This window comes from Bosea sp. OAE506, assembly GCF_040546595.1.
Taxonomy (GTDB): Bacteria; Pseudomonadota; Alphaproteobacteria; order Rhizobiales; family Beijerinckiaceae; genus Allobosea.
Genome location: NZ_JBEPOB010000001.1, coordinates 377,200 through 399,695, shown reverse-complemented (window position 1 = coordinate 399,695; position 22,496 = coordinate 377,200). Strand labels below are relative to the sequence as shown.

28 protein-coding genes are annotated in these 22,496 nt (G+C 68.4%); 10 read left to right on the top strand and 18 right to left on the bottom strand.

What is annotated here, in order from left to right; translation table 11 throughout:
• Nucleotides 1–10 precede the first annotated feature (10 nt).
• From ABIE41_RS01995 to ABIE41_RS01985, 3 genes are all read right to left on the bottom strand, one after another.
• On the bottom strand, nt 11–376 hold the full coding sequence (locus ABIE41_RS01995; RefSeq protein ID WP_192643167.1) for a cytochrome c: 366 nt from the start codon (nt 374–376) through the stop codon (nt 11–13).
• A 38-nt stretch (nt 377–414) separates the two neighbouring features.
• Entirely contained in the window at nt 415–786 is a 372-nt protein-coding gene (locus ABIE41_RS01990) for a c-type cytochrome (RefSeq protein WP_192643166.1), read from the bottom strand.
• A 149-nt stretch (nt 787–935) separates the two neighbouring features.
• Nucleotides 936–1,340, bottom strand: a complete 405-nt coding sequence (locus ABIE41_RS01985) for a baeRF12 domain-containing protein (RefSeq protein WP_192643165.1) — start codon at nt 1,338–1,340, stop codon at nt 936–938.
• Between the two features lie 253 nt (nt 1,341–1,593).
• Between ABIE41_RS01985 and pgm the strand changes: the two genes are divergently transcribed.
• Nucleotides 1,594–3,243 (top strand): phosphoglucomutase (alpha-D-glucose-1,6-bisphosphate-dependent), encoded by a 1,650-nt coding sequence (gene pgm, locus ABIE41_RS01980; protein WP_192643164.1) that lies wholly within the window; start codon nt 1,594–1,596, stop codon nt 3,241–3,243.
• Nucleotides 3,244–3,265: 22 nt separating this feature from the next.
• Here pgm and ABIE41_RS01975 read toward each other — a convergent pair whose 3' ends face one another.
• Nucleotides 3,266–3,688: a hypothetical protein gene (locus ABIE41_RS01975; RefSeq protein WP_354191647.1), complete on the bottom strand. Its 423-nt coding sequence runs from the start codon at nt 3,686–3,688 to the stop codon at nt 3,266–3,268.
• Between ABIE41_RS01975 and ABIE41_RS01970 the strand changes: the two genes are divergently transcribed.
• Nucleotides 3,675–4,499 (top strand): hypothetical protein, encoded by an 825-nt coding sequence (locus tag ABIE41_RS01970; protein ID WP_354191645.1) that lies wholly within the window; start codon nt 3,675–3,677, stop codon nt 4,497–4,499. The genes ABIE41_RS01975 and ABIE41_RS01970 overlap by 14 nt on opposite strands.
• Nucleotides 4,500–4,566: 67 nt before the next feature.
• Here ABIE41_RS01970 and ABIE41_RS01965 read toward each other — a convergent pair whose 3' ends face one another.
• Genes ABIE41_RS01965 through ABIE41_RS01955 form a run of 3 tightly spaced genes read right to left on the bottom strand, consistent with a single transcriptional unit; the run spans nt 4,567 to nt 6,231 of the window.
• A complete protein-coding gene (locus tag ABIE41_RS01965) occupies nt 4,567–5,034 on the bottom strand; it encodes a hypothetical protein (RefSeq protein WP_192643162.1) in 468 nt (155 codons plus the stop codon).
• Nucleotides 5,035–5,036: 2 nt separating this feature from the next.
• Nucleotides 5,037–5,486 (bottom strand): hypothetical protein, encoded by a 450-nt coding sequence (locus ABIE41_RS01960; protein ID WP_192643161.1) that lies wholly within the window; start codon nt 5,484–5,486, stop codon nt 5,037–5,039.
• Nucleotides 5,470–6,231 carry a hypothetical protein gene (locus tag ABIE41_RS01955; RefSeq protein WP_192643160.1) on the bottom strand — a complete coding sequence of 254 codons (762 nt, stop codon included), beginning with the start codon at nt 6,229–6,231 and terminating at the stop codon, nt 5,470–5,472. The genes ABIE41_RS01960 and ABIE41_RS01955 overlap by 17 nt, the downstream gene beginning before the upstream one ends.
• Nucleotides 6,232–6,486: 255 nt before the next feature.
• On the opposite strand from ABIE41_RS01955, the gene ABIE41_RS01950 reads away from it, so the two are divergent.
• From ABIE41_RS01950 to ABIE41_RS01940, 3 genes are all read left to right on the top strand, one after another.
• The gene (locus ABIE41_RS01950) at nt 6,487–7,269 is read left to right on the top strand and encodes a VOC family protein (RefSeq protein WP_192643159.1); all 783 of its coding nucleotides are present in this window, start codon (nt 6,487–6,489) and stop codon (nt 7,267–7,269) included.
• A gap of 67 nt (nt 7,270–7,336) precedes the next feature.
• Nucleotides 7,337–8,086, top strand: a complete 750-nt coding sequence (cobF, locus tag ABIE41_RS01945) for a precorrin-6A synthase (deacetylating) (protein WP_192643158.1) — start codon at nt 7,337–7,339, stop codon at nt 8,084–8,086.
• A gap of 78 nt (nt 8,087–8,164) precedes the next feature.
• Complete coding sequence (locus ABIE41_RS01940) at nt 8,165–8,680, top strand: MarR family winged helix-turn-helix transcriptional regulator (RefSeq protein ID WP_192643157.1); 516 nt, start codon at nt 8,165–8,167, stop codon at nt 8,678–8,680.
• A 3-nt stretch (nt 8,681–8,683) separates the two neighbouring features.
• Here ABIE41_RS01940 and ABIE41_RS01935 read toward each other — a convergent pair whose 3' ends face one another.
• From ABIE41_RS01935 to ABIE41_RS01925, 3 genes are all read right to left on the bottom strand, one after another.
• Nucleotides 8,684–8,935 carry a hypothetical protein gene (locus ABIE41_RS01935; RefSeq protein ID WP_192643156.1) on the bottom strand — a complete coding sequence of 84 codons (252 nt, stop codon included), beginning with the start codon at nt 8,933–8,935 and terminating at the stop codon, nt 8,684–8,686.
• Nucleotides 8,936–9,020: 85 nt separating this feature from the next.
• A complete protein-coding gene (locus tag ABIE41_RS01930; RefSeq protein ID WP_192643155.1) occupies nt 9,021–10,355 on the bottom strand; it encodes an 8-oxoguanine deaminase in 1,335 nt (444 codons plus the stop codon).
• A gap of 72 nt (nt 10,356–10,427) precedes the next feature.
• Nucleotides 10,428–10,712: a hypothetical protein gene (locus ABIE41_RS01925; protein WP_192643154.1), complete on the bottom strand. Its 285-nt coding sequence runs from the start codon at nt 10,710–10,712 to the stop codon at nt 10,428–10,430.
• 168 nt (nt 10,713–10,880) lie between these two features.
• On the opposite strand from ABIE41_RS01925, the gene dapD reads away from it, so the two are divergent.
• The gene (gene dapD, locus ABIE41_RS01920; protein WP_192643153.1) at nt 10,881–11,723 is read left to right on the top strand and encodes a 2,3,4,5-tetrahydropyridine-2,6-dicarboxylate N-succinyltransferase; all 843 of its coding nucleotides are present in this window, start codon (nt 10,881–10,883) and stop codon (nt 11,721–11,723) included.
• A 142-nt stretch (nt 11,724–11,865) separates the two neighbouring features.
• On the opposite strand, the gene ABIE41_RS01915 is transcribed toward dapD, so the two are convergent.
• The 3 genes from ABIE41_RS01915 to ABIE41_RS01905 form a co-directional block, all read right to left on the bottom strand.
• Nucleotides 11,866–12,393 (bottom strand): DUF1269 domain-containing protein, encoded by a 528-nt coding sequence (locus ABIE41_RS01915; protein WP_192643152.1) that lies wholly within the window; start codon nt 12,391–12,393, stop codon nt 11,866–11,868.
• A gap of 100 nt (nt 12,394–12,493) precedes the next feature.
• Entirely contained in the window at nt 12,494–14,002 is a 1,509-nt protein-coding gene (locus ABIE41_RS01910; RefSeq protein WP_192643151.1) for an MDR family MFS transporter, read from the bottom strand.
• A gap of 161 nt (nt 14,003–14,163) precedes the next feature.
• Entirely contained in the window at nt 14,164–14,994 is an 831-nt protein-coding gene (locus tag ABIE41_RS01905; RefSeq protein WP_192643150.1) for an aldo/keto reductase, read from the bottom strand.
• Between the two features lie 293 nt (nt 14,995–15,287).
• Here ABIE41_RS01905 and ABIE41_RS01900 point away from each other — a divergent pair, with 293 nt between their 5' ends.
• The 4 genes from ABIE41_RS01900 (at nt 15,288) to ABIE41_RS01885 (ending at nt 17,469) form a co-directional block, all read left to right on the top strand.
• Entirely contained in the window at nt 15,288–16,223 is a 936-nt protein-coding gene (locus ABIE41_RS01900; protein ID WP_192643149.1) for a beta-1,6-N-acetylglucosaminyltransferase, read from the top strand.
• A 27-nt stretch (nt 16,224–16,250) separates the two neighbouring features.
• Entirely contained in the window at nt 16,251–16,520 is a 270-nt protein-coding gene (locus tag ABIE41_RS01895) for a DUF1488 family protein (RefSeq protein ID WP_192643148.1), read from the top strand.
• 4 nt (nt 16,521–16,524) lie between these two features.
• Nucleotides 16,525–16,743, top strand: a complete 219-nt coding sequence (locus ABIE41_RS01890; RefSeq protein ID WP_192643147.1) for a hypothetical protein — start codon at nt 16,525–16,527, stop codon at nt 16,741–16,743.
• A gap of 195 nt (nt 16,744–16,938) precedes the next feature.
• On the top strand, nt 16,939–17,469 hold the full coding sequence (locus tag ABIE41_RS01885; protein ID WP_192643146.1) for a hydrolase: 531 nt from the start codon (nt 16,939–16,941) through the stop codon (nt 17,467–17,469).
• Between the two features lie 98 nt (nt 17,470–17,567).
• Here the strand turns inward: ABIE41_RS01885 and ABIE41_RS01880 are convergent, their stop codons facing one another.
• From ABIE41_RS01880 to ABIE41_RS01860, 5 genes are all read right to left on the bottom strand, one after another.
• Entirely contained in the window at nt 17,568–18,557 is a 990-nt protein-coding gene (locus tag ABIE41_RS01880; RefSeq protein WP_192643145.1) for a branched-chain amino acid ABC transporter permease, read from the bottom strand.
• A gap of 31 nt (nt 18,558–18,588) precedes the next feature.
• Nucleotides 18,589–19,476: a branched-chain amino acid ABC transporter permease gene (locus ABIE41_RS01875; protein ID WP_192643144.1), complete on the bottom strand. Its 888-nt coding sequence runs from the start codon at nt 19,474–19,476 to the stop codon at nt 18,589–18,591.
• A gap of 180 nt (nt 19,477–19,656) precedes the next feature.
• Entirely contained in the window at nt 19,657–20,862 is a 1,206-nt protein-coding gene (locus ABIE41_RS01870; protein ID WP_192643143.1) for an ABC transporter substrate-binding protein, read from the bottom strand.
• A 97-nt stretch (nt 20,863–20,959) separates the two neighbouring features.
• Nucleotides 20,960–21,703, bottom strand: a complete 744-nt coding sequence (locus ABIE41_RS01865; RefSeq protein WP_192643142.1) for an ABC transporter ATP-binding protein — start codon at nt 21,701–21,703, stop codon at nt 20,960–20,962.
• The gene (locus tag ABIE41_RS01860; RefSeq protein ID WP_192643141.1) at nt 21,693–22,457 is read right to left on the bottom strand and encodes an ABC transporter ATP-binding protein; all 765 of its coding nucleotides are present in this window, start codon (nt 22,455–22,457) and stop codon (nt 21,693–21,695) included. Before ABIE41_RS01860 ends, ABIE41_RS01865 begins: the two co-directional genes overlap by 11 nt.
• Nucleotides 22,458–22,496: the final 39 nt, after the last annotated feature.

Below are 22,496 nucleotides of genomic sequence, written 5' to 3'. Positions count from 1 at the left end.
CCCATGTCCCTCAGCGCGCCCTCAGGCTCAGAACATAGGCGATGACGTCGTCGGTCTCGGTGGCGCTGAGCTGATAGCGTGGCATCGCCCCATGTGGCGTCTGCAGGAAGACCCGCAGCGACAGCGCCGTCTGCGAGGGCATGTCGGCCACGGCGCCGAAATCGGGCGGCACCCGGGATGCATCGCGGCTCGCCCCATCGATCGCGTGGCAGGGCTGGCACAAGGCGCTGGCCACGGCCAGGCCGGCGCGCGGGTCGCCGCTCTCCTGCGCGGCGGCCCCGGTTGCGCCGACCAGCGCGAAAGCGAGCGCTGCGAGCCCGGCGCGGGCAAATGCGGCGGCGTGACGGATCGGCCGGCTGGTCCTGGTCTCGCGCATCGTCCGTTGCTCCTCGTTTCGAAGCAGGCGCTCCCGCGTCAGGAGGCCGGCTTCCACCGGCGCGAAACGCGCCGGATATAGGCCACGAGGCCGTCGGTCTCGTCCTCGCTCAAATTGAACTCTGGCATGCCCGGATGGCGCACCACGGTGCCGTCGATCAGGACGGGGGCCGGGTTGTCGCCAGGGTAGCGCTCGGCGATCAGCGGGAAGGGCGGCGCCTTGGGGTTGGGGCTGGCTCCGGTCGCCTCGATGGCGTGGCAGCCACCGCAATAGCGCTGCGCCACCTGCTTGCCGATCGCGGCGCTCTCGGCGTTGTCGGGCCGCTGCGCATCGGCCGGCATCGCCTGCGCCGGCAAGGTGCCGCCGACGAGCGCGAGGCCGACGAGTGCTGCGATCCGCCAGTCGCTCATGCGGCCGGTCGATATCCTGCGTGTCATCGGCGGTCCCGGTTGCGAGGTCCCCAGCTTCCTCTATGCGCCGGATGCGCCCGCCCGGCCTTGATCGAAGTCAAGGCCGGCGCTCCGCGTCGTCTGATGGGACGTGATGCCCCTGCCGAGGGTCACTTGTCCTGCAGCGCGGCCAGCAGCTCGTGACCGTTCTTGCCGATCAGGTTCTTGGGCAGCTCGGCAACGAGCGCGCCCTCGAGCTGCTTATGGTAGTGGCGCCGCATTTCGCCGAGCGTCCGCGGCGAGGCGATGACGACGAGATGGCTGATCTTGTTCCCGGTGACCTGGTGGTTGAGCCAGGAGGTCGCCGCCGCCGCATGGGCGTCCTCGTCGATCTGGTGACCGGTCGGATTGGCCGAGCTCGAATCGCGACCGCCACCACCGGCCTTGTTCTGCTCGTCGAGATCGGGCGAGGGCAGGGCGGCCAGCATCGGATCGGCTTCGTTGCCGCTGTTGCGGAACAGCTCGAACTGCTTGCCGTCGACGAGCGCGATCACGGCACCATGGGGGAGTTGCATTGGAAATTCCTCGGCTGGGTCTGGCCCGATGCCCCGGAGCAATGCCCGGGGACTTGCGGGGCTGTGATCGTCAAACGCGGCCGCCGCCGCATTGATCCCGATCAAGCGCCCCGCCGCGGGCCGGTGCGGCTCGACAGCCCGCGCGTCGCGCGCCTAACCTGCCGCCGCGCCGACCGGCCTCCCGATCCGGGAACCGTTGCTTCACCCCGGCGTCGTAGAAGCCGGCGAGCCGATTCGCCGTTGAGGAAATGAGATGACCACGACTGTCAGCCCGCTCGCGGGCAAGCCTCTCGACCCCAGCCTGCTGGTCGACCTCGCCCGGCTCGGCCAGGCCTATTTCGAGCAGCCGGACCCGGCCGATCCGGCCCAGCGCGTCGCCTTCGGCACCTCGGGCCATCGCGGCTCCTCGCTGCTTCACTCCTTCAACGAGGCCCATATCCTCGCCATCGCCCAGGCCATCTGCCTCTATCGCCGCGAGAAGGGCATCGATGGTCCGCTCTATCTCGGCATCGACACCCATGCCCTGTCGCGCCCCGCCTTCAAGACCGCGCTTGAGGTCTTCGCCGCCAATGGCGTGACCACGCTGGTCGACGAGGATCTGCGCTTCACCCCGACGCCGGTGATCTCGCACGCCATCATCGGCCACAACCGCGGGCGCAACAGCGGCCTCGCGGACGGTGTGGTGATCTCGCCCTCGCACAACCCGCCCGCCGATGGCGGTTTCAAATACAACCCGCCCCATGGCGGCCCGGCCGACACCGACGCGACCGGCTGGATCGAGCGAAAGGCCAACGCGCTGATGGAGGCCGGGCTCGCCGGGGTCTCGCGCATCCCCTATGCGCGGGCGCTCGCCAGCGAGCATGTCCGCCGCCACGGCTTCCGCGAGGCCTATGTCGCCGAGCTCGGCAGCGTCCTCGACATGGAGGCGATCCGCAGTGCGGGCGTCGCCATCGGCATCGACCCGCTGGGCGGCGCGGGGCTCGACTACTATGCCCCGATCATCGAGCGCTACGGCCTGAACGCGACGATCGTGGACCAGACGCTGGACCCCACCTTCGCCTTCATGCCGGCGGACTGGGATGGCAAGATTCGGATGGATTGCTCCTCGCCCTATGCGATGGCCGGGTTGATCGCCATGAAGGACCGCTTCGACGTCGCCTTCGCCAACGACACCGACGCCGACCGCCACGGCATCGTTACCCGCAGCGGCGGGCTGATGAACCCCAACCACTACCTGGCCGTGGCGATCGACTACCTCTTCACCCATCGCCCCGGCTGGCGCAGCGACGCCGCGATCGGCAAGACCATCGTCAGCAGCGCCATCATCGACCGGGTCGCGGCTCGGCTCGGCCGGCGCCTGGTCGAGGTGCCCGTCGGCTTCAAATGGTTTGTCGAGGGCCTCTCCGACGGCAGCTTTGGCTTCGGTGGCGAGGAGAGCGCCGGTGCCTCCTTCCTGCGGCTCGACGGCTCGAGCTGGAGCACGGACAAGGACGGGTTGATCCTCGGGCTGCTCGCTGCCGAGATCACCGCGAAGACGGGTTCCGATCCCGGCGAGCGCTATGCCGCGATCACGCGCGATCTCGGCGAGCCGCTCTATGCGCGCATCGACTCGCCCGCGACCCGTGAGCAGAAGGCTGTGCTGAAGAGCCTGTCGCAGGCCCAGCTCGGCACCGACACGCTCGCCGGCGAGCCCATCACCGCCGTCCTCAACGAGGCGCCGGGCAATGGCGCGGCGATCGGCGGCGTCAAGGTGGTCACGGCGCAGGGTTGGTTCTGCGCCCGCCCCTCGGGTACCGAGGAGGTCTACAAGATCTACGCCGAAAGCTTCCGTGACGCAGGCCATCTCGCCCGCATCCAGGAAGAGGCGCAGGCCGTGATCGCGCGAGCCTTCGCGGCGGCCTGAGCAGGCTGGACAGAGCCGAGGGCTATTCGCCGGCCGCGCTGCGGCGCGCCGGCGGCGCGCCCTCCTCGGCCTCGTCGGCGCCGGTGGCGAGCCGGTGGCGCGACATCGCCTCGATCAGCTGGCGGTTGGAGTGCTCCAGGGTGCCGACATGGTCGATATGGTGGCGCAGATCGGTGCGCAGCTGCTGGTTCACGCCGGTCAGGAAATCGGCCTTGGACTGCAGGGCGGAGAGCTTGATTTCGAGGTCGTAGACCGTCTTGTCGCGCTGGCCGAGATCCTCGACCAGCCGGCGCTCGCGCTCGGCGGCAGCGGCAGCCTGCGCCTCCAGTTCCTTGATCGTCTGCAGCGCCGTGGCGATGCGCCCCTGCGCCTGGCCGGCGGCCTCGTTGGCGCCCTCGCGCTCGCCGCTCATCTTCTCCGCCAGCGCGGCGATGTCGCGCTGCAAGCGGCGTGTTCTCGCCGGTCGCGGCGACGAGGTCCGAGCGCAGCATCGCGACCTCGCGCGAGAGGTTCTGCGCGGCCGCCGATTTCTCGAGCAGCTTCTGGTCGACGACCTGGCGCTCCTCGGAAAGCCTCTGGATACGCGAATCGGCCCGCGAGAGCCGCTGCATCAGCGAGTTGACCTCGCTCTGGACCTTGGCGTGCTCGGCTTCGAGTGCGGCGAGCGCCGCCTGATTGTGGTCGAGGGCCGCGCGGCTGCGGTGCAGCTCTTCCTCGTAGCGCATCGCCAGCGGGCGATAATGGCCGATCTCGCTCTGCAGCCCGCCGATCTCGCGCTCCTGGCGCGTGCAGACGCTGCCCAGCTCCTCGATCTGCGCGGCCTGGTCCTGCGAGGTCTGGATGAACTTCGGCAGGATCTGCTGCATCGTCGCGGTGCGCGTCATCAGCAGGTCGAGCTGGACCGACCAGTTCGAGATCTTGGCGAATTCAGCCTGGAGTTCGTTGGACTGCTCGCTGATGGCGGTCATCAGCTGGCCGACCTCGTGCGAGCTGCCCGGCTTGGGCGGCGGCGGTGCGATCGGGGCGAGCGGCTCGCCCGGTTCGTTGGCGGCGATCTCGGGCACGGGGAAGGCGGCGGCCGGCGGGGCCTCCTGCGCCTCGCTCCGCCCCCCGATGAGACGCCTCAGACTTGCACCGATCATCGAAGCCACCCCACTTTGCCCCTCTCGACGCGGGACACGCCGCCTCTCCCGGCCCGGCGATCGCAATGCCCGGGCCGCAACGCATGCGGTACCGCAGCAGAAGACGGGCCGTGACCCAAGGCAACAGTGCAGTGGTAGGCGGCGCGAGTTGCAAACAACTTCTTTGGCGAAAGCGCCGCCCTCAGCCGGCGCGCGGCACACCCCCGGCCTGTCGCAGCTTGAGCTCCAGCATATAGGCCCGCTGCGCCGCCTCGCGCTCGCGCAGCAGGGCCTTCTCCAGCACCCCCTGCTGCGTCTGCAGCACCTCGTTGGCGCGGCTCAGCGTGGCTTCCGCCTTCTGGGCGCGCTGGCTGAGATCGTCTTTCTCCCGGGCCAGCGTCGCGATCTCTTGCTGCAGCCTCGCCTTGTCCCGCTCGGCCTCTGCCAGCGAGCCGCGCGCCTTCTGCAGGATCTCCAGCAACTGGAGCTGCATCGATTCAAAAGCAGCCCCCGCACCCTCGACCAGCGCCAGCGTGTCCTGCGGATGCGGCCGGCCGGTCAGGCGACGCGCCAGCGGCCGCGGAGGCGGCGGCGCGCCGCGCTCCGGCACCTCCCGGCTGACGGGAGACCGCAGCATCGCGCGGCTGAGACTGGGCGCGTTCTGGTTCACGATCAGTCGCGCGGCTGCGGGCGGTTCGCCGGCGAGAACGAGGTCGTCACCGCGTCGTGCAGACGGGCGAGCCAGCCTTCCGCCTCCAGCGCGCGCGCCTCGGCCTGGCGGGCCCGCTCCTCGGAGCGCCACAGCATCTCGTTGGCGGTGGCGATCTGTGACTCGAGCTCGCGCATGTTCACCGCCGCCTGCCCAATGGTCTGCTGCAGCCGATCCTCGAGCTGGGCGTAGCGCAGATTGCTGATCCGGATCGCCTCGCTCGTCTCCTCGATCAGGGCGAGCGCGGATGGCCAGTCCCGCTGCGGCGCGAGCGGGGCGGCTTGCCGCACGGGCTCGGGGGGCGCCGCCGGGAAGGTGGCGATCTTGTCGGAAGCGTTCAGGAACTGCTCCGAGGTCGGCAGGCTCTGGCGCAGGGTGGTGACGGTGGCGAGGTCGCTAACGGCAGGCTGCATGGCTTTGCTCCGTGAGAGCCGGGAGGGCGGGCGGCGCAGGCCCGTCCTCTCCGAGGGTGGATCGATGAGGTGATTCGGCAAGCGCCGGCAGGGCCGGGATCGCGCGCGAGGGTGCGGAGAGGGCGAGCAGTTGGTCCTGCAGCGCGCGGCGATTGGCGCGGGCGAGGTCGAGGGCGCGCTGCAGCAACAGCTTGTCGCGGCGCTCGCCCTGAACGGACTCCTCCAGCCGCAGGCATTCGCGCTGGAGCGCGTCGGTGGCCCAGACATGCTGCGCCCGGGCCGCGCGCAGCTCGGCCTCGACCGTGGTGCAGGCGCCGCCGAGGCGGGCGATCTCGGTGGCGCGCTCGGCGAGGGCCGAGTCCAGGGCCGCGATCCGGCTGGCCTGCCTCGCCTTCTCGATCGCCGCCTCGTGCAGGGCCTCCTTCAGCCGGCCGATCTCGGCGGCGGCCGCCTGCCTCTGGCGGTCGGACTGCAGGGTCGCGTCGCGCTGCTGTTCGAGGGTGCGCTCGCTGACGGCCAATGCCGCGCGCGCCTGCCGCAGATGCAGCCGTTCTGCCTCGATCAGCGTTTCCATGGCGGCGAGCCGGCCCATCGCCGCTTCGAGCCGCAATTCGAGGAAGCTCTGCTGGGCGAGGGACGGGCGCCGGCCATGGTCCGCCGCGTCGTCGGCCGCTCCGTCGGCCGCCCTCGCGCGCGCCGGCGTGCCCAGCCAATCCTGCGAGTCGGCGAGAGGGAGCGCGTTCAAGTGATGGCCTCGAAGAGTGCGCCTGTGGAGCTTGGGGAACGCCAACACGAATCAATCGCTCAACTTAGCTACTCTTAACGAATCGTATCAATCCGAGATTTCGATGCGAAGGCGCCCTAGCGGTCCGCGCGCCGATTTTCTTGGGGGGCGTTGCCGTCAAGCCGGGCCGCCACAGTGCGGCGATGCGCGCGCCGGGCTTGTCGCGGAGGGCTTTCCGGCCGACCCATGGTGGACCGGGCCTGTCAGGGGAGCCTCATGCGCCAGTCCATCGACCATATCGTCATCGCCGTCACCGATCTGGACAAGGCGATCGCCGACTATACGACGCTCGGCTTCACCGTCCTGCCCGGCGGCGAGCATCCGCGCGGTTCGCGCAATGCGCTGATCGTGCTCGCCGACGGCGCCTATCTCGAAATCATCGCCTTCTCGCGACCCGTGCCCGGCTTCCGCTGGTGGCGGGTGCTGGACGAGGCGGGCAGCGGCCTGGTCGACTACGCGCTGCTGCCGGCGGACGGCCTCGATACAGACACCGCGCGCATCCGCGACGCCGGCATCGCGATCGAGGGGCCCATCGACGGCGAGCGCCTGCAGCCGGACGGAACCCGCATCGCCTGGCGGTCCTCGCGCCCGCCCGAGCCCGACATTCCCTTTCTCTGCGAGGATGTGACGCCGCGCGCGCTGCGTGTCCCCGAGGGCGCCGCCCGCCGCCACGCCAATGGCGTCACGGGGATCGCGGGGGTGACGGTCGCCGTTCGCGATCTCGCGGCGTCCGTCGTGCGCTATCGCGCCGTCACGGGCCTCGAGCCGCTCGCGACCGGGGCCGCTCCCGGGCTGGGCTTTGCGCTGGCGCAGTTCCGGCTCGGCCGACAGATGTTGTCGCTGGCGCAGCCGCGCGGCGAGGCCTGCGAGGGGCTGACGCGCCAGCTCGGCCGACGCGGGCAGGGCGCCTTCGCTCTCTCCTTCTTCGGGCCGGCCGATCGCTGCCTCGACCGGGCGCTGGCCCATGGCGCGCGGCTGGAGATCGTCCGCGCCCTCTGACGCAACCGACGCTGCCCTGCGCCGCGGGGCATGCTATGCGCCGGACCGACGACGGAGGGCGAGGCGGATGCGGACATTGCTGATCATCGGCATCGGCGCCGGCGATCCCGACCAGATGACGGTCCAGGCGATCGCGGCGCTCAACCGTGCCGATGTGATCTTCCTGCCCGACAAGGGGCAGGAGAAGGCGGCCCTGCGCCATCTGCGCGAAGCGATCTGCGCACGCTTCATCGAAAAGCCCTATCGCAGCGTGACGATGGAAACGCCACGCCGCGCGGAAGCCGGGGACGATTATCGCGGCGTCGTCGATGACTGGCACGCCCACATCGCCGCGTCCTACGAGGCGCTGTTCCGGCAGGAGCTGGCGGAGGGACAGACCGGGGCGCTGCTCGTCTGGGGCGATCCCGCGCTCTATGACAGCACGCTGCGCATCGTCGAGCGCGTCCGCGCCGGTGGCTTGCCGCTGGACTGGCACGTCATCCCCGGCATCAGCAGCGTCCAGGCGCTCGCCGCCCGCCATCGCATCCCGCTCAACCGCATCGGCGAGCCCGTGCTGATCACCACCGGCCGCAAGCTGGCAGACGGCCTGCCGCTGGCGCCGGACGGCGTCGTCGTCATGCTCGACGGCGAGCAGGCCTTCGCGAAGATTGCGCCCGAGGGGCTGGAGATTTTCTGGGGCGCCTATCTCGGCACGCCCGACGAGATTCTCATCGCCGGCCCGCTCGCCGAGGTCGCCGGCGAGATCGCGCGGGTCCGTGCCGCGGCGCGAGAGCGCCATGGCTGGATCATGGACATCTATCTGCTGCGGCGGATTTAGCAGCGGGCGGCCAGGGCGTACGCTTGCTCAGCCCCGCACCGCCATGTGAGATGCGCGCCACGGATTGCGGGACGAACCATGCCTTCGACCAGACGCGACGAGGCCGCCGGGGAGGGCGCCGAGCGGGATGTCCTCGATCTCGGTGGCTACGTCCCCTATTTCCTGACCGCGATCTCCAACACCTGGTCGCGCAGCTCCTCGCGGCTGTATCTCGAGCGCTTCGGCGTCGGCGTTACCGAATGGCGGGTGATGTCGCAGCTCGCCATCGAGCCCGGTATCCCGGCCCAGCGCATCTGTGAGGTCATCGGCCTCGACAAGGGTGCGGTCAGCCGCAGCGCCGCGACGCTGGTCGCCGCCGGCCATGTTGCCGAGCGGCCCGATGCCCGCGATGCCCGCCGCCAGCTGCTCGAACTCACGGCCAGCGGCTATGCCCTGCACGACCGTCTGATCGCGCTCGCCACCGCCCGCGAGCAACTGATGCTGGAAGGCTTCAGCACGCAGGAGCGCGCGCAACTCCTCGACTTCCTGCGCCGCCTGCAGGCGCGGCTGCCGGCCCTGCGCGATTATGCCCCGCCATCCGGCGAGGGCGGCTGAGCCTCACCAGCGGCGATAGCTGTAGCCGAAGCCGTATCCGCCATAGGGGCCGCTGAAATCGCGATAGGCAAAGGCGCGGCGCGCATCGGCGCGCTCGAGGTCGATGTTCTGCATGCATTGCGCGAAGGCATCGGTCCCCTGGCGGAAGCCGTAGCCGCGGCACTGCTCCATATCGAGCGCGCGGCGCTCCTCCAGTGTGATGCAGCCGCTGGCGGTCAGCGCCAGGGCAACGGCAGCAAGCGGCGCGATCTTCATGTCCGGCATCCTTCGGTCGGCAAGATCCAGGTCCAAATGGCCCCTGCCAGAAAAGGCCGCAAATGAGTCGAGATTGCGAAAGCGCTCAGGCGTAGCGACGTGAGGCCGCACCATGGGCGCGCCTCAGCGCAGCGAGGTCGAGACCGGGGATGGCCCCGTCGATGACCCGCCAGCGCCCGGCGACCATGACGCGGTCGGCGCGATGCGCGCCGCACAGCACCAGCGCCGCGACCGGGTCATGCGCGCCCGAGAAGCGCAGCTCGTCGAGCCGGTAGAGCGCGAGATCGGCCTGCATCCCCGGCGCAATCGTGCCGATATCGGAGCGGCCGAGGCAGCGTGCCGAGCCTTCTGTGGCCCAGCGGATGACGTCGCGGGCGGTCACGGCAGCGGCGCTTTCATAGCGCAGCCGGTTGACGAGCAGTGCGTGGCGCAGCTCCTCCATCAGGTTCGAGCCGTCATTGGAGGCCGAGCCGTCGACGCCGAGCCCGAGCGGCGCGCCCGCCGCCTCCAGTTCGCGCGTGCGGCAGAAGCCCGACGCGAGCACACCGTTAGAGGTCGGGCAATGGCAGACGCCGACCCCGGCCCGGCCCAGCCGCTCGCATTCCTCGCAGGAGAAATGCACGCCATGCGCCAGCCAGGTCTTCGGCCGCATCCAGCCGGTTTCCTCCAGCAGGTCGAGCGGGCGCTTGCCATAGACCTGCAGGCAATAGGCATCCTCGTCCCTGGTCTCGGCGAGATGGGTGTGGAGCGGCGCGTCGAAGCGCGCGGCGAGATCCGCCGATTTCGCCATCAGCGACGGCGTCACCGAGAAGGGCGAGCAGGGCGCGAGCGCGATCTGCACCATGCTGCCCGGCGAGGGATCGTGGAACAGCATCAGCACGCGTTCGCTGTCGGCGAGGATCGTGTCTTCGTCCTGCACCACCGTGTCGGGCGGCAGTCCGCCATCCTTCTGCGACAGGTTCATCGAGCCGCGCGAGATCGTGGCCCGGATGCCGAGCGCGCGCGCCTCCTCAACCGCGATGTCGACGGCGTCCTCCAGTCCAGGCGGGTAGAGGTAATGATGGTCGGCCGCCGTAGTGCAGCCCGACAACAGCAGCTCCGCCAGCGCCGCCCGCACAGCCAGCCGCAGATCGTCGGGCGTCAGCCGCGCCCAGAGCGGGTAGAGTGCGGTGAGCCAGGGAAACAGCTCGCGGTCGATCGCAGCCGGATGGGCCCGCGTCAGCGTCTGGTAGAAATGATGGTGGGTGTTGATCAGGCCGGGCAGGACGACATGCTCGGAGGCGTCGAAGACGGCGTCCACCGGCGCCGCAGGGCTGGCTCCCGCCGCCACCAGCTCGACGATGACCGCGCCTTCGACGACCACACCGCCCGGGGCGTTATCGGCGACGATGCCGAGCGGGTTCCTGATCCAGAGTCGCATGAGAGGTCCGGCGGGTTGGCGAGGTCGTGACCGACACTGCCGCCGCGACCGGGCGAGGTAAAGCGCCGCTCCTCAATCCCAGGGCAGGTCCACCTTGCAGCGATAGCCGATGAAGCATTGCGGATTGTCCCGGCTCGGCACGAAGGCCGGCTCCATGAAGTCGCCATGCTGGCAGAAGCTGCGGTCGTTGACGAAGCGGTCATAGGTGAAGCCGCCGGTGCCGAGCACGATCGCGCCGCTGGCGACGACATTCTGGCGGTTCGTCGCGCAGGTCCGCTCCGGCGTCGAGGGACGCGGCTGCGCCAGCGCCGGTGCGGCGAGGGTGAGGAGCATCAGGGACAGGGTCAGGCGCGTCATGGGGACCTCCGGCCGGTTCGCGGCGTCGCTGCTGTGTCTTAACACGGCTGCCCGCTCGCCGTTCCTGCGACGAAGCGGCGCCTGAACCGCGCGCGACGCGCGGCCGTGCCTTGACGTCAAGCCGCTCATCCGCCATCGCTCCGGCGTTTTCAAAAGCCGGAGCCACCCATGTCGCTGACCGATCTCGCCGCCACCATCGACGCCGCCTGGGAAGCCCGGGCCGAGATCGGCCTCAACACCAAGGGCGCGGTGCGCGAGGCGGTCGAGCAGGCCATCGAGATGCTCGACGCCGGCCAGGCCCGCGTGGCCGAGAAGCAGGGCAGCGAGTGGGTCGTCCATCAGTGGCTCAAGAAGGCGGTGCTGCTGTCCTTCCGCCTGACCGACAACATGATCATCGCCAACGGACCCGGCGATGCCGTGTTCTGGGACAAGGTCCCCTCGAAGTTCGCCGGCTGGGGCGAGAACCGCTTCCGCGCCGCCGGCTTCCGCGTCGTGCCGCCGGCGGCCGCGCGCAAGGGCTCGTTCCTGGCGCCCAACGTCGTGCTGATGCCGTCCTTCGTGAACATCGGCGCCTATGTCGACTCGGGCACCATGGTCGACACCTGGGCCACCGTCGGCTCCTGCGCCCAGATCGGCAAGAACGTGCATCTTTCGGGCGGCGTCGGCATCGGCGGCGTGCTCGAGCCGCTGCAGGCCAACCCGACGATCATCGAGGACAACTGCTTCATCGGCGCCCGCTCCGAGGTCGTCGAGGGCGTCATCGTCGGCGAGGGCTCGGTGCTCTCGATGGGCGTCTTCATCTCGGCCTCGACCAAGATCGTCGACCGCGCCACCGGTCAGATCCACATTGGCAAGGTGCCGCCCTATTCGGTCGTGGTGCCGGGCTCGCTGCCGGGCAAGCCCTTTCCGGACGGGACGCCGGGCCCCTCGCTCTCCTGCGCCGTCATCGTCAAGACGGTCGACGCCCAGACGCGCTCGAAGACCGGCATCAACGAGCTGCTGCGGGATTGATCCAACAACCGCGCCGTCATCCCGGACGCAGCGAAGCGGAGATCCGGGATCCATCATAGGGTGGGACGTCGCTCTAGGATGGATCCCGGAGCGGCGCGGCTACGCCGCTTGTCCGGGATGACGGCGGAGGGCTTTTAGCCCTTCACCCCACCGGCGTCGAAGCACCCGCCGCCGGCGCCGCGGCGCTGACACCCGCCAGCGCGTCGCGCAGCGCCTGCTCGCGGGTGTGGTCGAGCGAGGTCTTCAGCACGGTGCCGCCGGTGCCCTTGATCGCCTCCAGCACCTTGTCGCCGGTAACGCGCTGGACGAGCACGAACAGCGCGGCATTGCCCGGTTGCAGGCTGCCGGCGAGATCCTTCATGAAGGCGTCGTTGATGCCGTAATCGGTCAGCGCGCCGCCGAGGGCGCCCGAAGCCGCGCCGAGCGCCGCACCCGCCAGCGGCATCAGGAAGATCGCGCCGATCAGCAGGCCCCAGAAGGAGCCCGACGCCGCGCCCATCGCCGTGGTGTTGAGCAGCTGGTTCAGCTTCACCTTGCCGCCCTCCTGCATCACCGCGATGGCGGCATCGCCGATCTCGATCAGATATTCCTTCTGCAGGCCAAACAGCTTCTGCCGCATCTCCTCGGCGCGGGCTTCGGTCGGGTAGACGATGACGACGAGATCGGACATGGGGCTCTCCTGCCGCTTAGGGGGTCGCAAGCTTAGATCCCGCTTCTTGACGGGCCTGTGGCGAGGCTAGCCGAAAGCGGCAGTCCCGGTGCGATCTGGATCAATCCACTGCAGGCGCCTTCGCCGCCTGGGCCGCGCCGCTGCGCAGCGGCAATTCCTCCATGCGCAGCAGGAAGCCGAGCGCGCAGGCGAAGCCCAGGCAGGTCGCCCCGAAGACATACTGGAACAGCCTCACCATCGTCGCGCGATCGATGCCGTCGAGCCGGATCGACTCATGCGACAGGCCCGGACCGCCCCCGCCGATGCCGCCGAGCACGATGGCGCCGAAGATCGCCACGATCAGCGCCCCGCCGATCTGGCGGAAGAAGTTGGCCGCGCCCGTCGCCGTGCCGAGCTGATGCGGCAGGACCGCGTTCTGGATCGAGACGGTCGCGACCGGCAGCATGGTGCCGAGCCCGAGGCTGATCAGCGCCAGCAGCGCGCAGAAGGGCACGAGCGGCATCCGCCCGGCCTGCCAGGCCAGCAGCGCCACCCCGACCAGCGCGACGCTGAGGCCGATCACCGGCACGCGCTTGTAATGCGTCAGCCGCGTCATCGCCCGGCCCGACAGGGTCGCGCCCATGACCGTGCCCACCGTCAGCGGCAGCAGGCCCAGCCCCGAGGAGGCGGCGCTGAGACCCATCACGCTCTCGAAATAGATCGGCAGGTAGATCGTCAGGCCGATGAAGGTCCCCATGCCGAAGCCGGCCGCAATCGTGCCCATCCGCACCACCGGGTTGGCGAGGATGTCGAGCGGGATCAGCGGCTCCTGCGCCGTGCGCAACCGCCAGGCGAAGGCAAGCCAGAGCAGTAGCGACAGCGCCACCAGCCCGCCGATCGGTGCGGACGCCCAGGGGTAATGCGTTCCGCCCCAGGAGAGCGCCAGCAGCAGCGTCATCGTTGCGCTGGTGATCAGCACGGCGCCGATCAGGTCGAGCTTGTGGGGCCGCTCATGTCGCGGCAGGCGCTTCAGCGCCGAACTCGTCATCGCATAGGCAGCCGCGCCCAGCGGCAGGTTGATCCAGAAGATCACCGACCAGTGCAGCCGCTCCGCGATGACGCCGCCCAGCACCGGGCCGAGCAGCGAGGACGCCATGAACACGGAGGCGATATAGACCTGGTAGCGCCCGCGCTCCTTGGGCGAGACCATGTCGGCGACGATGGTCTGCGCCAGCGCGATCAGTCCGCCGCCGCCGAGGCCCTGGACGAAGCGCGCCAGCACCAGGAGCCAGAGCGAAGGCGCCAGCGCGCAGGCGACCGAGCCCGCCATGAACACGGCAATGCCGCTGAGCAGCACGACGCGCCGGCCATGGATGTCGGCCAGCTTGCCATAGAGCGGCGTCACTGCGGTCGAGGCCAGGAGATAGGCCGTCACCACCCAGGGCAGATGCGGGACGTCGCCGAGCTCGCGCCCGATCGTCGGCATCGCAGTGGCGACGATGGTCTGGTCGAGCGCCGCCAGGAACATCGCCAGCATGATGCCGAACAGGATGCTGCGGATGTCCTCATGTCGCATTGGCGCCTGCGCGGCCGCCGCCTGATGCGGCGGGGGATCGACCCGTTGATCCATGAAGTGCCGTGCCTGCCCGTGCGTCTGAAGAGGGGGCCAGTCTAGGTGGCGGCCCGGTCATGCACCAGAGGCGGGACGAGCGGGGCCGGTCTGGCGGCCATGCGTGGCCGCATGGAACCTGTGACTGCAGAGGACTGAGGGACCTTTTGCGACGGGGTCGGTCAGGCCGCATCCCAGACCGGCGAGAGGCCCTCGGGCTTGAGGACGCGGCCGTCGCGCTTCGCCAGCCCATGGATCGCCGCCATCTCGGCCTCGTCGAGGGCGAAGTCGAAGATCGCGGCATTGTCGCGGGCACGCTCCTCGCTCACCGTCTTCGACAGCGCGACGACCCCCTCCTGCTGCACAAGCCAGCGCAGCACGATCTGGGCGATGCTGCGGCCGTGCCTGGCGGCGATGTCGGCAAGCCGCGGATCGGCGAAGACCTTGCCGTCGGCCATCGCATAATAGGCGGTCAGCGCCATCCCGGCCTCGCGCATCGCCGCCATCAGACGACGCTGGTCGAGATAGGGGTGATACTCGACCTGGTTGGTGACGAGCGGCGCAGCGCTGAGCGCGCGCGCTTGGGCCAGCAAGGCGATGTTGTAGTTGCTGACGCCGATATGGCGCGTCCTGCCGGCCTCGCGCACCGCGTTGAGCGCACCGATCTGGTCGGCCAGGGGCACGCTGCCATTGGGCCAGTGCAGCAGCAGGAGATCGACATGGTCGGTCTTCAACTTGGCAAGGCTCTCGTCGACGGAGGCCGCGAAACGATCCGGCGCGAAATGGTCGATCCAGACCTTGGTGGTCAGGAAGATGTCGGCACGCGCCACGCCGCTGCCGGCGATGGCCTCACCCACCGCCGCCTCGTTGCGGTAGATCTGGGCGGTGTCGACATGGCGGAAACCGAGCTTCAGCGCTGCGGGCACCATGCGCAGCACGTCCGGCGCCTCCATGCGGAAGGTGCCGAATCCAAGCGCGGGGATCGCGGCGCCATGGGCGGTGATGGTTTTCATGGTCGGTTCTCCCGCCGACCGGGGTGGCGGGCATACCCTCGCTAGCATGGGGAGCCCAGCCGCGGGGGCAATTCTGCACCCCCTTATTTCCGCCGCGACCTTACAATCACAGGTCGGCTTCCCCATGTCGGATTCACGGTCAACGCGAGCAGCCGCCTTTGCGGCCGCTGCCCCTCGTCACGGCCGGTCTCGAGACAAGACGACAGTCGAACACGCCTCCCGACGGGAGGCGAGGTGCGCTGTCGCGCGTCCCTTCTCTGCTTCTGCTCGCTTCCGATTCAAGGACATCCCCGTTGATCGCTTATCTGGTTCTGGTCCACCGGTACCCCGCGCAGTTCAAGCGCATGTTCAAGTCGATCCACGATCCCGCCAATCACTATCTGATCCATGTCGACAAGAATTCCGGACCCGAACTGGAGGCCGATATTCGCCGTTTCCTCCGCGGCTTTCCCAACAGTGCCATCCTGACCAGCCAGCATGCCCGCTGGGGCGGATACAGCCTCGTCGATGCGGAACTGCGCGGCATGGCGCAGCTGCTGGAAATGGGGGCAGACTGGGAGTTCTTCGTGAATCTCAGCGGCCAGGACTACCCGCTCAAGAGCCAGGACGAGATCGCCACGTTCCTGAAGCGCAACCGCGGCAAGGAGTTCATCAAGGTCCTCGACCAGCGCAAGGCGCGGCCCGAGACGATGAAGCGCGTGAGCCGCTACGTCGTCGAGTTCGAGAAGCGCATCGTCCGGACGCCGTTCCCGCGGCCGTTCATGGCCGGCGTCTCGCCCTATATCGGCAATCAGTGGATGATCGTCAGCCGTCGCTTCTGCGAGTTCGTCTGCCACCATCCCGAAGCCGAGCGCTACAAGGCCTTTTACCGCAATACCTTCATCGCCGATGAGGGCTTTTTCCAGACGGTGATGATGAACACGGCCGAGCATGGCGAGATCGTCAGCGACGATCTGCGCATGATCGACTGGGTGCCGGACGGCGACATCAAGCTGCGCCCGCGCACCTATCTCGCCTCCGATGCTCAGGAGCTTCTGGCGAGCCCCTGCCTCTTCGCCCGCAAGTTCGACGCAACGATCGACGATGCGGTCCTTGGCCTCCTTGACGAGCGCATGAACGCCGATGGCCGGCTGCCCGCGCCGGCCCAGCCCGCGCCCACGCGCCGGCCTGTCTCCCGTCCGGTCCATGCTTCGGTACCGGTCTCTCAGGCCGCCTATCTGGCGTCCTGACCTGGCATCGCAGAACAGAGGATCATCATGTCGTTGAACTTTCCCAATCCGGTCCGCAGCTTCGATGCCGGCCGCTCCTGCGTCAGTTTCTGGGGCTCGGACGCGTCGCTGGAGATCGCCTTCCAGATCGAGGTCGACGCGCTGCGCCGGCTCGGCGCCGAGCCCGGCGAGGCGCAGATGCTGGCGACCTTCGACAGCCATCGCGACGCCATCCTGAGCGCGGCCGCAGCAGCCTATGGCCGCCACAAGGGCAGCTATCACCGCCTCACCGTGGCCGACATCGTCGGGAAGGGCTGACGACATGGCGCGCCCTCCCTACAAGCTCGGTGATCTCGTCCAACTCACCGCCGGCTTCCACAACCAGGTCCGGCCCGGCCCCTTCGAGATCACCCGGCTGATGCCGCCGCGCGACAACAAGGAAGAGCAGTACCGCGTGCGCGGCCCCGACGGCCTCGAACGCGCCGTGGGCCATCACGAGATCGAGGAAGACATCCCGCTTCCAGGCGGGCCGACGGGCTGAACCGCATCCTCGGTTCGCGGAGAACGACCGTTATCGCGAGATGACCGCAACGAAGGCAGGGATCCATCGGAGGGCGGGACGCTTGACGAAGCATCCCGGCCTTCGCTGCGCGAAGCCCGGGATGACACGCTGACGAAGGTGGGCTGTCGGCCAAGGCCGCGCCCGCTATGATCACGCCAACCGGACGAGGCCCCCATGCCCGTGCTCAGCGCCAGCGACTCGACCCTCGTCATCATCGATTTCCAGGCTCGGCTGATGCCGGCGATCCATGAGGGCGCGGCCCTCGTCGCCAATGCGCAGAGGCTCGTCGCGGTGGCCCGCCTTCTCGGTGTGCCCGTGCTGATGACGGAGCAGAACCCGGCGGGGCTCGGCGGCACGGTGCCGGAACTCGCGGGTGCCGGCCCCGTCGTCACCAAGATGAGCTTCGACGCCTGCACGGAGGGCGCCTTCCTCGAGACGTTGGCGGGGGACGGCCAGATTGTGCTCTGCGGCTGCGAGGCGCATGTCTGCGTCGGGCAGACCGCGCTGACTTTGCTCGCCCATCGCCGCCGGGTCTGGCTGGTGCGCGATGCGACCGGCTCGCGTCGCCCCGAGTCGAAGGATGCCGCGCTGGACCGCCTCGCCCGCCACGGCGCCGAAATCGTCACGTCAGAGATGGTGATCTTCGAATGGCTGAGAAGCGCCGATCACCCCCGGTTCCGTGAGGCGCTGAAGCTGGTGAAGTAGGGTGGTGGATGCACCGCACCGTCGTCCCGGATCGGCGCCGCCAAAAGGCGGCTTGTCTGGGACGACCCGCGTGTGGGGTGGCAGGTGAAGCGACCGCCCTAAAGCGGCTTGCGAATCCATTTCGAGATCACGCCCACGATGCCCTCCCGGAAGGTCATCACGCAGATCACGAAGATCACGCCCTGCACCACCGTCACCCAGGCGCCCAGTGAGGCGAGATAGTTCTGCATGGAGACGATGACGATCGCGCCCGCGATCGGCCCGAAGACGGTGCCGAGGCCGCCGACCAGCGTCATCAGCACGACCTCGCCCGACATCGACCAGTGCACGTCGGTCAGCGAGGCCAGTTGGAAGACGATCGCCTTGGTCGAGCCGGCGAGCCCCGCCAGGCTGGCCGAGAGTACGAAGACGGCGAGCTTGTACTGGTTGGCGCGGTAGCCGAGCGAGATCGCACGCGGCTCGTTGTCCCGGATCGCCTTGCAGACCTGGCCGAAGGGCGAGTGGATGATGCGGTAGATCGCCAGCAGCCCGGCCATGAAGATCGCCGCCACCAGCCAGTACAGCGTGCGGTCGTCGGCGAGGTTGATCACCCCGAACAGATGGCCGCGCGGCACCGCCTGGATGCCGTCCTCGCCGCCGGTGAAGCGCGGCGTCTGCAGCGAGAAGAAGAACACCATCTGCGCCAGCGCCAGCGTGATCATGGCGAAATAGATGCCCTGCCGCCGGATCGCCAGCGCGCCGAAGACCAGGCCGAGCCCCCCGGAAACCGCTGTGCCGAGCAGGATAGCGAGCTCCGGCGTCAGCCCCCAGTTCTTGGCTGTGAAGGCGCAGACATAGCTCGCCATGCCAAAATAGGCGGCGTGGCCGAAGGAGAGCAGGCCGCCATAGCCGAGCAGCAGGTTGAAGGCGAGCGCGAACAGCGCGAAGCACAGGACCTTCATGACGAAGACCGGATAGGCCACGAATGGCGCGATCACGAGCAGGATCGCGATGCCGATCATGATGGCGCGATGCAGGCGCAGCGTGCCCTTGTCGGCCTCGCCCGGGAGGAGGGCGGCGGGAGCTTCGGTGGCGGCGATGTCGGCCATGGTCAAATCCTCGTCTCGCGGCGGGCGGCCATCACGCGGCCCGTCCGAACAGGCCGGCCGGCCGCACCAGCAGCACCAGCACCATGATGATGAAGATCACCGTCGCCGAGGCCTCCGGATAGAAGACCTTGGTCAGCCCCTCGATCAAGCCGAGCGAGAAGCCGGTGACGATGGCGCCCAGGATCGAGCCCATGCCGCCGATGACGACGACGGCGAAGACGACGATGATGAGATCGGCGCCCATGTTCGGGTTGACCGAATAGATCGGCGCCGCCAGCACGCCGGCAAATCCCGCCAGCGCCACGCCGAAGCCATAGGTCAGCGTCACCATCAGCGGCACATTGATGCCGAAGGCCTGGGTCAGCGTCGGGTTCTCGGTCGCGGCGCGTAAGTAGGCGCCGAGCTTGGTCTTCTCGATCAGGAACCAGGTCGACAGGCAGACCACGAGCGAGGCGACGACGACCCAGCCGCGATACCAGGGCAGAAACATGAAGCCGAGATTGACGCCCCCGCGCAGCTCGGCGGGAATCTGGTAGGGCAGGCCGGACGAACCATATCCGTTGCGGAACAGACCCTGGATGATCAGGGCAAGGCCGAATGTGAGCAGCAGCCCGTAGAGATGATCGACATGGGCGATGCGTTTGAGCAGCAGCCTCTCGATCACGATGCCCGTCGCGCCAACCGCCAGCGGCGCCAGCAGGAGGGCCACCCAGTAGTTGATGCCGAGATAGGTCAGGCACATCCAGGCGACGAAGGCGCCCATCATGTACTGCGCGCCATGGGTGAAGTTGATGATGTTGAGCAGCCCGAAGATCACCGCCAGCCCGAGGCTGAGGATCGCGTAGAACGAGCCGTTGATCAGGCCGAGAAGGACCTGGCCAAACAGCGCCTGGGGCGGGACACCGAGAAGTTCGAACATGCGGGGCTCAGATCATCTTTGCGGGCATTGGCAAGGTGGTCGCCATCATCCCGGACGGGGCGGTCCGGGATGATCCTAATCGGCGTCATGGTCGGGCCTGCCCCGACCATCTCGGAAACCAGAGCACTCTGGTTTGAGAGATTCTCGGGTCAGGCCCGAGAATGACGCTGTCTCAAACGCTCACTTCTTGACGAGCGGGCACTCGCTCTCCGCGAGCGGGCGGAAGGCCTGCTCGGCCGGCAGCACCGAGATCTGCTTGTAGTAGTCCCAAGCACCCTTCGACTCGCCCGGCTTCTTGACCTCGAACAGGTACATGTCGTGCATCTTGCGGCCGTCGGCGCGCACAGAACCCTTGCCGAAGAGCGGGTCCTCGGTCGGCAGTTCCTTCATCTTGGCCATAACCGCCGCGGAGTCCTTCGACTTCGCAGCCTCGACCGCCTTGAGATAGTGCAGCATGCCGGAATAGACGCCGGCCTGGACCATGGTCGGCTTCTTGCCGCCATTGGCCTTGGCGAAGCGGTCGGACCAGGTCCGGGTCTGGTCGTTGGTGTCCCAGTAGAAGGACTCCGTCAGCACCAGCCCCTGCGCCGTGGCCAAGCCCAGCGAATGCACGTCCGAGAGGAAGACGAGCAACCCCGCGAGCTTCTGGCCGCCGGCGGTGATGCCGAATTCGTTCGCCTGCTTGATCGAGTTAATGGTGTCGCCGCCGGCGTTCGCGAGCCCGATCACCTTGGCCTTGGAAGCCTGCGCCTGCAGCAGGAACGAGGAGAAGTCCGTGCCCGGGAAGGGCGTGCGAACCGCGCCGACGACCTTGCCGCCGTTCTTTGTGACGATGGCGGCGGTGTCGCGCTCCAGCGCGTGGCCGAAGGCGTAGTCGGCGGTGAGGAAGTACCAGCTGTCGCCGCCGGCCTTGACCATGGCGCCGCCGGTGCCCTGGGCCAGCGCATAGGTGTCGTAGGTCCAGTGCACCGTGTTGGGCGAGCAGGCCTTGCCGGTCAGGTCGGAGGAGGCCGCGCCGGAATTGATGTGGATCTTGTTCTTCTCGCGCGTGATCTGGTTGACCGCCAGCGCGACCGAGGAGGTCGGCACGTCGAGGATGATGTCGACGCCGTCCTGGTCGTACCAGGTGCGGGCGATGGTCGAGCCGACGTCCGGCTTGTTCTGGTGGTCGGCCGAGACGATCTCGACCTTGATGCCCTTCTCGGCCGCCTTGAAGTCCTCGACCGCCATGCGCGCGGCGATCACCGAGCCTTCGCCCGAGAGGTCGGCATAGAGGCCGGAACGGTCGTTCAGCACGCCGGCCTTCACGCTGATCTGCTGGGCGAGCGCAGGTGCCGCCATCAGCGCGGCGAAGGCGGTCGTGGTCAGGAACATCTTGAACTTCATGATCTGTCTCTCCCTGGAAATGGCGTCGTTTTCGACGTGATGTCCGATATGGATCGGATTGGGGGCCTTCGACCGCCGTGCCCGCAGGCGCGGCCGGTCAGACCCCGAGATAGCCGTGCAGCTTGTCGATATTGGCGTCGAGCTGGTCGTTCTCGATCATGTCGATCACCTTGCCCTGCTCGACGACATAGTGCCGGTCGGCGACCGTCGCGGCGAAGCGGAAGTTCTGCTCGACCAGAATGATCGTGTACCCTTCCTGCTTGAGCTTGCGGATGGTCGCGCCGATCTGGTCGATGATGACGGGCGCCAGCCCCTCCGTCGGCTCGTCGAGCAGCAGGAAATGCGCGCCCGTGCGCAGGATGCGCCCGATCGCGAGCATCTGCTGCTCGCCGCCCGAGAGCTTGGTGCCCTGGCTCTTCAGGCGCTCCTTGATGTTGGGGAAGAGCGTGAAGATCTCGTCGAGCGAGAGCCCGCCGGGCCGCACCCGCGGCGGCAGCATCAGGTTCTCCTCGACGCTGAGCGAGGCGTAGATGCCGCGCTCCTCGGGCACATAGCCGATGCCGAGCCGTGCGATCGCACGCGAGGGCAGGCCGATCGTCTCCGTGCCTTCCAGCACGACCGAGCCCTTGCGCTTGCCGATGACGCCCATGATCGACTTCAGGGTCGTCGTCTTGCCGGCGCCGTTGCGGCCGAGAAGCGTCACCACCTCGCCCGGCGCGACGTCGAAATCGATGCCGTGCAGCACATGCGATTCGCCGTACCAGGCCTCGAGCCCGCGTACCTTTAGCATCGGTGCCGCCGCTCCGGCGGCGGCCGGGGACCGCGCGGCCTCAATGGGCATGGCCGACTCCCGAACCGATATAGGCCTCGATCACGCGTGGGTCCTTCGACACCGTGGCATAGTCGCCCTCCGCCAGCACCTGACCGCGCGCCAGCACGGTGATGCGGTCGGACAGCGAGGCGACCACCGAGAGATTGTGCTCGACCATCAAAATGGTGCGATTCGCCGAGACCTTGCGGATCAGCGCCTCGATCCGCTCGACATCCTCGCGGCCCATGCCGGCCATCGGCTCGTCGAGCAGCATCATCTCAGGATCGAGCGCCAGCGTGGTCGCGATCTCCAGCGCGCGCTTGCGGCCATAGGAGAGCTCTCCGGCGGGAAGCTCGGCAAAGGCCGAGAGCCCGACCGCGTCGACAAGGCGTAGCGCCTCGTCGTCCAGCGGCTGCAGCACCTCTTCCGAACGCCAGAAATCGAAGGAATCGCCGCGCTTGCGCTGCAGCGCGATCCGCACATTCGTTTTGACGCTCAGCTGCGGGAACACCGCCGAGATCTGGAAGGACCGGACCATGCCCAGCCGGGCGATGTCCGCCGGCTTCTGGCGGGTGATGTCGCGACCGTTATAGACGATCGACCCCTTGGTCGGCGCAAGAAATTTCGTAAGCAGGTTGAAGCAGGTCGTCTTGCCGGCGCCGTTGGGCCCGATCAGCGCATGAATCGTCCCGCGCCTGACCTGCAGGTCCACGCCGTTCACCGCCGTGAATCCCCCGAATTCCTTGGTCAAACCCGTCGTGGCGAGAATGATGTCCTCAGCCATGCGCAACGCTTGTCGTCGTCATCTTGGTCTTTCTTGTTA

Excerpts from the sequence above, each read along its gene's own strand:
- ABIE41_RS01995 (WP_192643167.1), bottom strand. The coding sequence starts at position 376 with ATGCGCGAGACCAGGACCAGCCGGCCGATCCGTCACGCCGCCGCATTT.
- ABIE41_RS01990 (WP_192643166.1), bottom strand. The coding sequence starts at position 786 with ATGAGCGACTGGCGGATCGCAGCACTCGTCGGCCTCGCGCTCGTCGGC.
- ABIE41_RS01985 (WP_192643165.1), bottom strand. The coding sequence starts at position 1,340 with ATGCAACTCCCCCATGGTGCCGTGATCGCGCTCGTCGACGGCAAGCAG.
- pgm (WP_192643164.1), top strand. The coding sequence starts at position 1,594 with ATGACCACGACTGTCAGCCCGCTCGCGGGCAAGCCTCTCGACCCCAGC.
- ABIE41_RS01970 (WP_354191645.1), top strand. The coding sequence starts at position 3,675 with ATGTCGCGCTGCAAGCGGCGTGTTCTCGCCGGTCGCGGCGACGAGGTC.
- ABIE41_RS01960 (WP_192643161.1), bottom strand. The coding sequence starts at position 5,486 with ATGCAGCCTGCCGTTAGCGACCTCGCCACCGTCACCACCCTGCGCCAG.
- ABIE41_RS01950 (WP_192643159.1), top strand. The coding sequence starts at position 6,487 with ATGCGCCAGTCCATCGACCATATCGTCATCGCCGTCACCGATCTGGAC.
- cobF (WP_192643158.1), top strand. The coding sequence starts at position 7,337 with ATGCGGACATTGCTGATCATCGGCATCGGCGCCGGCGATCCCGACCAG.
- ABIE41_RS01940 (WP_192643157.1), top strand. The coding sequence starts at position 8,165 with ATGCCTTCGACCAGACGCGACGAGGCCGCCGGGGAGGGCGCCGAGCGG.
- ABIE41_RS01935 (WP_192643156.1), bottom strand. The coding sequence starts at position 8,935 with ATGAAGATCGCGCCGCTTGCTGCCGTTGCCCTGGCGCTGACCGCCAGC.
- ABIE41_RS01930 (WP_192643155.1), bottom strand. The coding sequence starts at position 10,355 with ATGCGACTCTGGATCAGGAACCCGCTCGGCATCGTCGCCGATAACGCC.
- ABIE41_RS01925 (WP_192643154.1), bottom strand. The coding sequence starts at position 10,712 with ATGACGCGCCTGACCCTGTCCCTGATGCTCCTCACCCTCGCCGCACCG.
- dapD (WP_192643153.1), top strand. The coding sequence starts at position 10,881 with ATGTCGCTGACCGATCTCGCCGCCACCATCGACGCCGCCTGGGAAGCC.
- ABIE41_RS01915 (WP_192643152.1), bottom strand. The coding sequence starts at position 12,393 with ATGTCCGATCTCGTCGTCATCGTCTACCCGACCGAAGCCCGCGCCGAG.
- ABIE41_RS01910 (WP_192643151.1), bottom strand. The coding sequence starts at position 14,002 with ATGGATCAACGGGTCGATCCCCCGCCGCATCAGGCGGCGGCCGCGCAG.
- ABIE41_RS01905 (WP_192643150.1), bottom strand. The coding sequence starts at position 14,994 with ATGAAAACCATCACCGCCCATGGCGCCGCGATCCCCGCGCTTGGATTC.
- ABIE41_RS01895 (WP_192643148.1), top strand. The coding sequence starts at position 16,251 with ATGTCGTTGAACTTTCCCAATCCGGTCCGCAGCTTCGATGCCGGCCGC.
- ABIE41_RS01890 (WP_192643147.1), top strand. The coding sequence starts at position 16,525 with ATGGCGCGCCCTCCCTACAAGCTCGGTGATCTCGTCCAACTCACCGCC.
- ABIE41_RS01885 (WP_192643146.1), top strand. The coding sequence starts at position 16,939 with ATGCCCGTGCTCAGCGCCAGCGACTCGACCCTCGTCATCATCGATTTC.
- ABIE41_RS01880 (WP_192643145.1), bottom strand. The coding sequence starts at position 18,557 with ATGGCCGACATCGCCGCCACCGAAGCTCCCGCCGCCCTCCTCCCGGGC.
- ABIE41_RS01875 (WP_192643144.1), bottom strand. The coding sequence starts at position 19,476 with ATGTTCGAACTTCTCGGTGTCCCGCCCCAGGCGCTGTTTGGCCAGGTC.
- ABIE41_RS01870 (WP_192643143.1), bottom strand. The coding sequence starts at position 20,862 with ATGAAGTTCAAGATGTTCCTGACCACGACCGCCTTCGCCGCGCTGATG.
- ABIE41_RS01865 (WP_192643142.1), bottom strand. The coding sequence starts at position 21,703 with ATGCCCATTGAGGCCGCGCGGTCCCCGGCCGCCGCCGGAGCGGCGGCA.
- ABIE41_RS01860 (WP_192643141.1), bottom strand. The coding sequence starts at position 22,457 with ATGGCTGAGGACATCATTCTCGCCACGACGGGTTTGACCAAGGAATTC.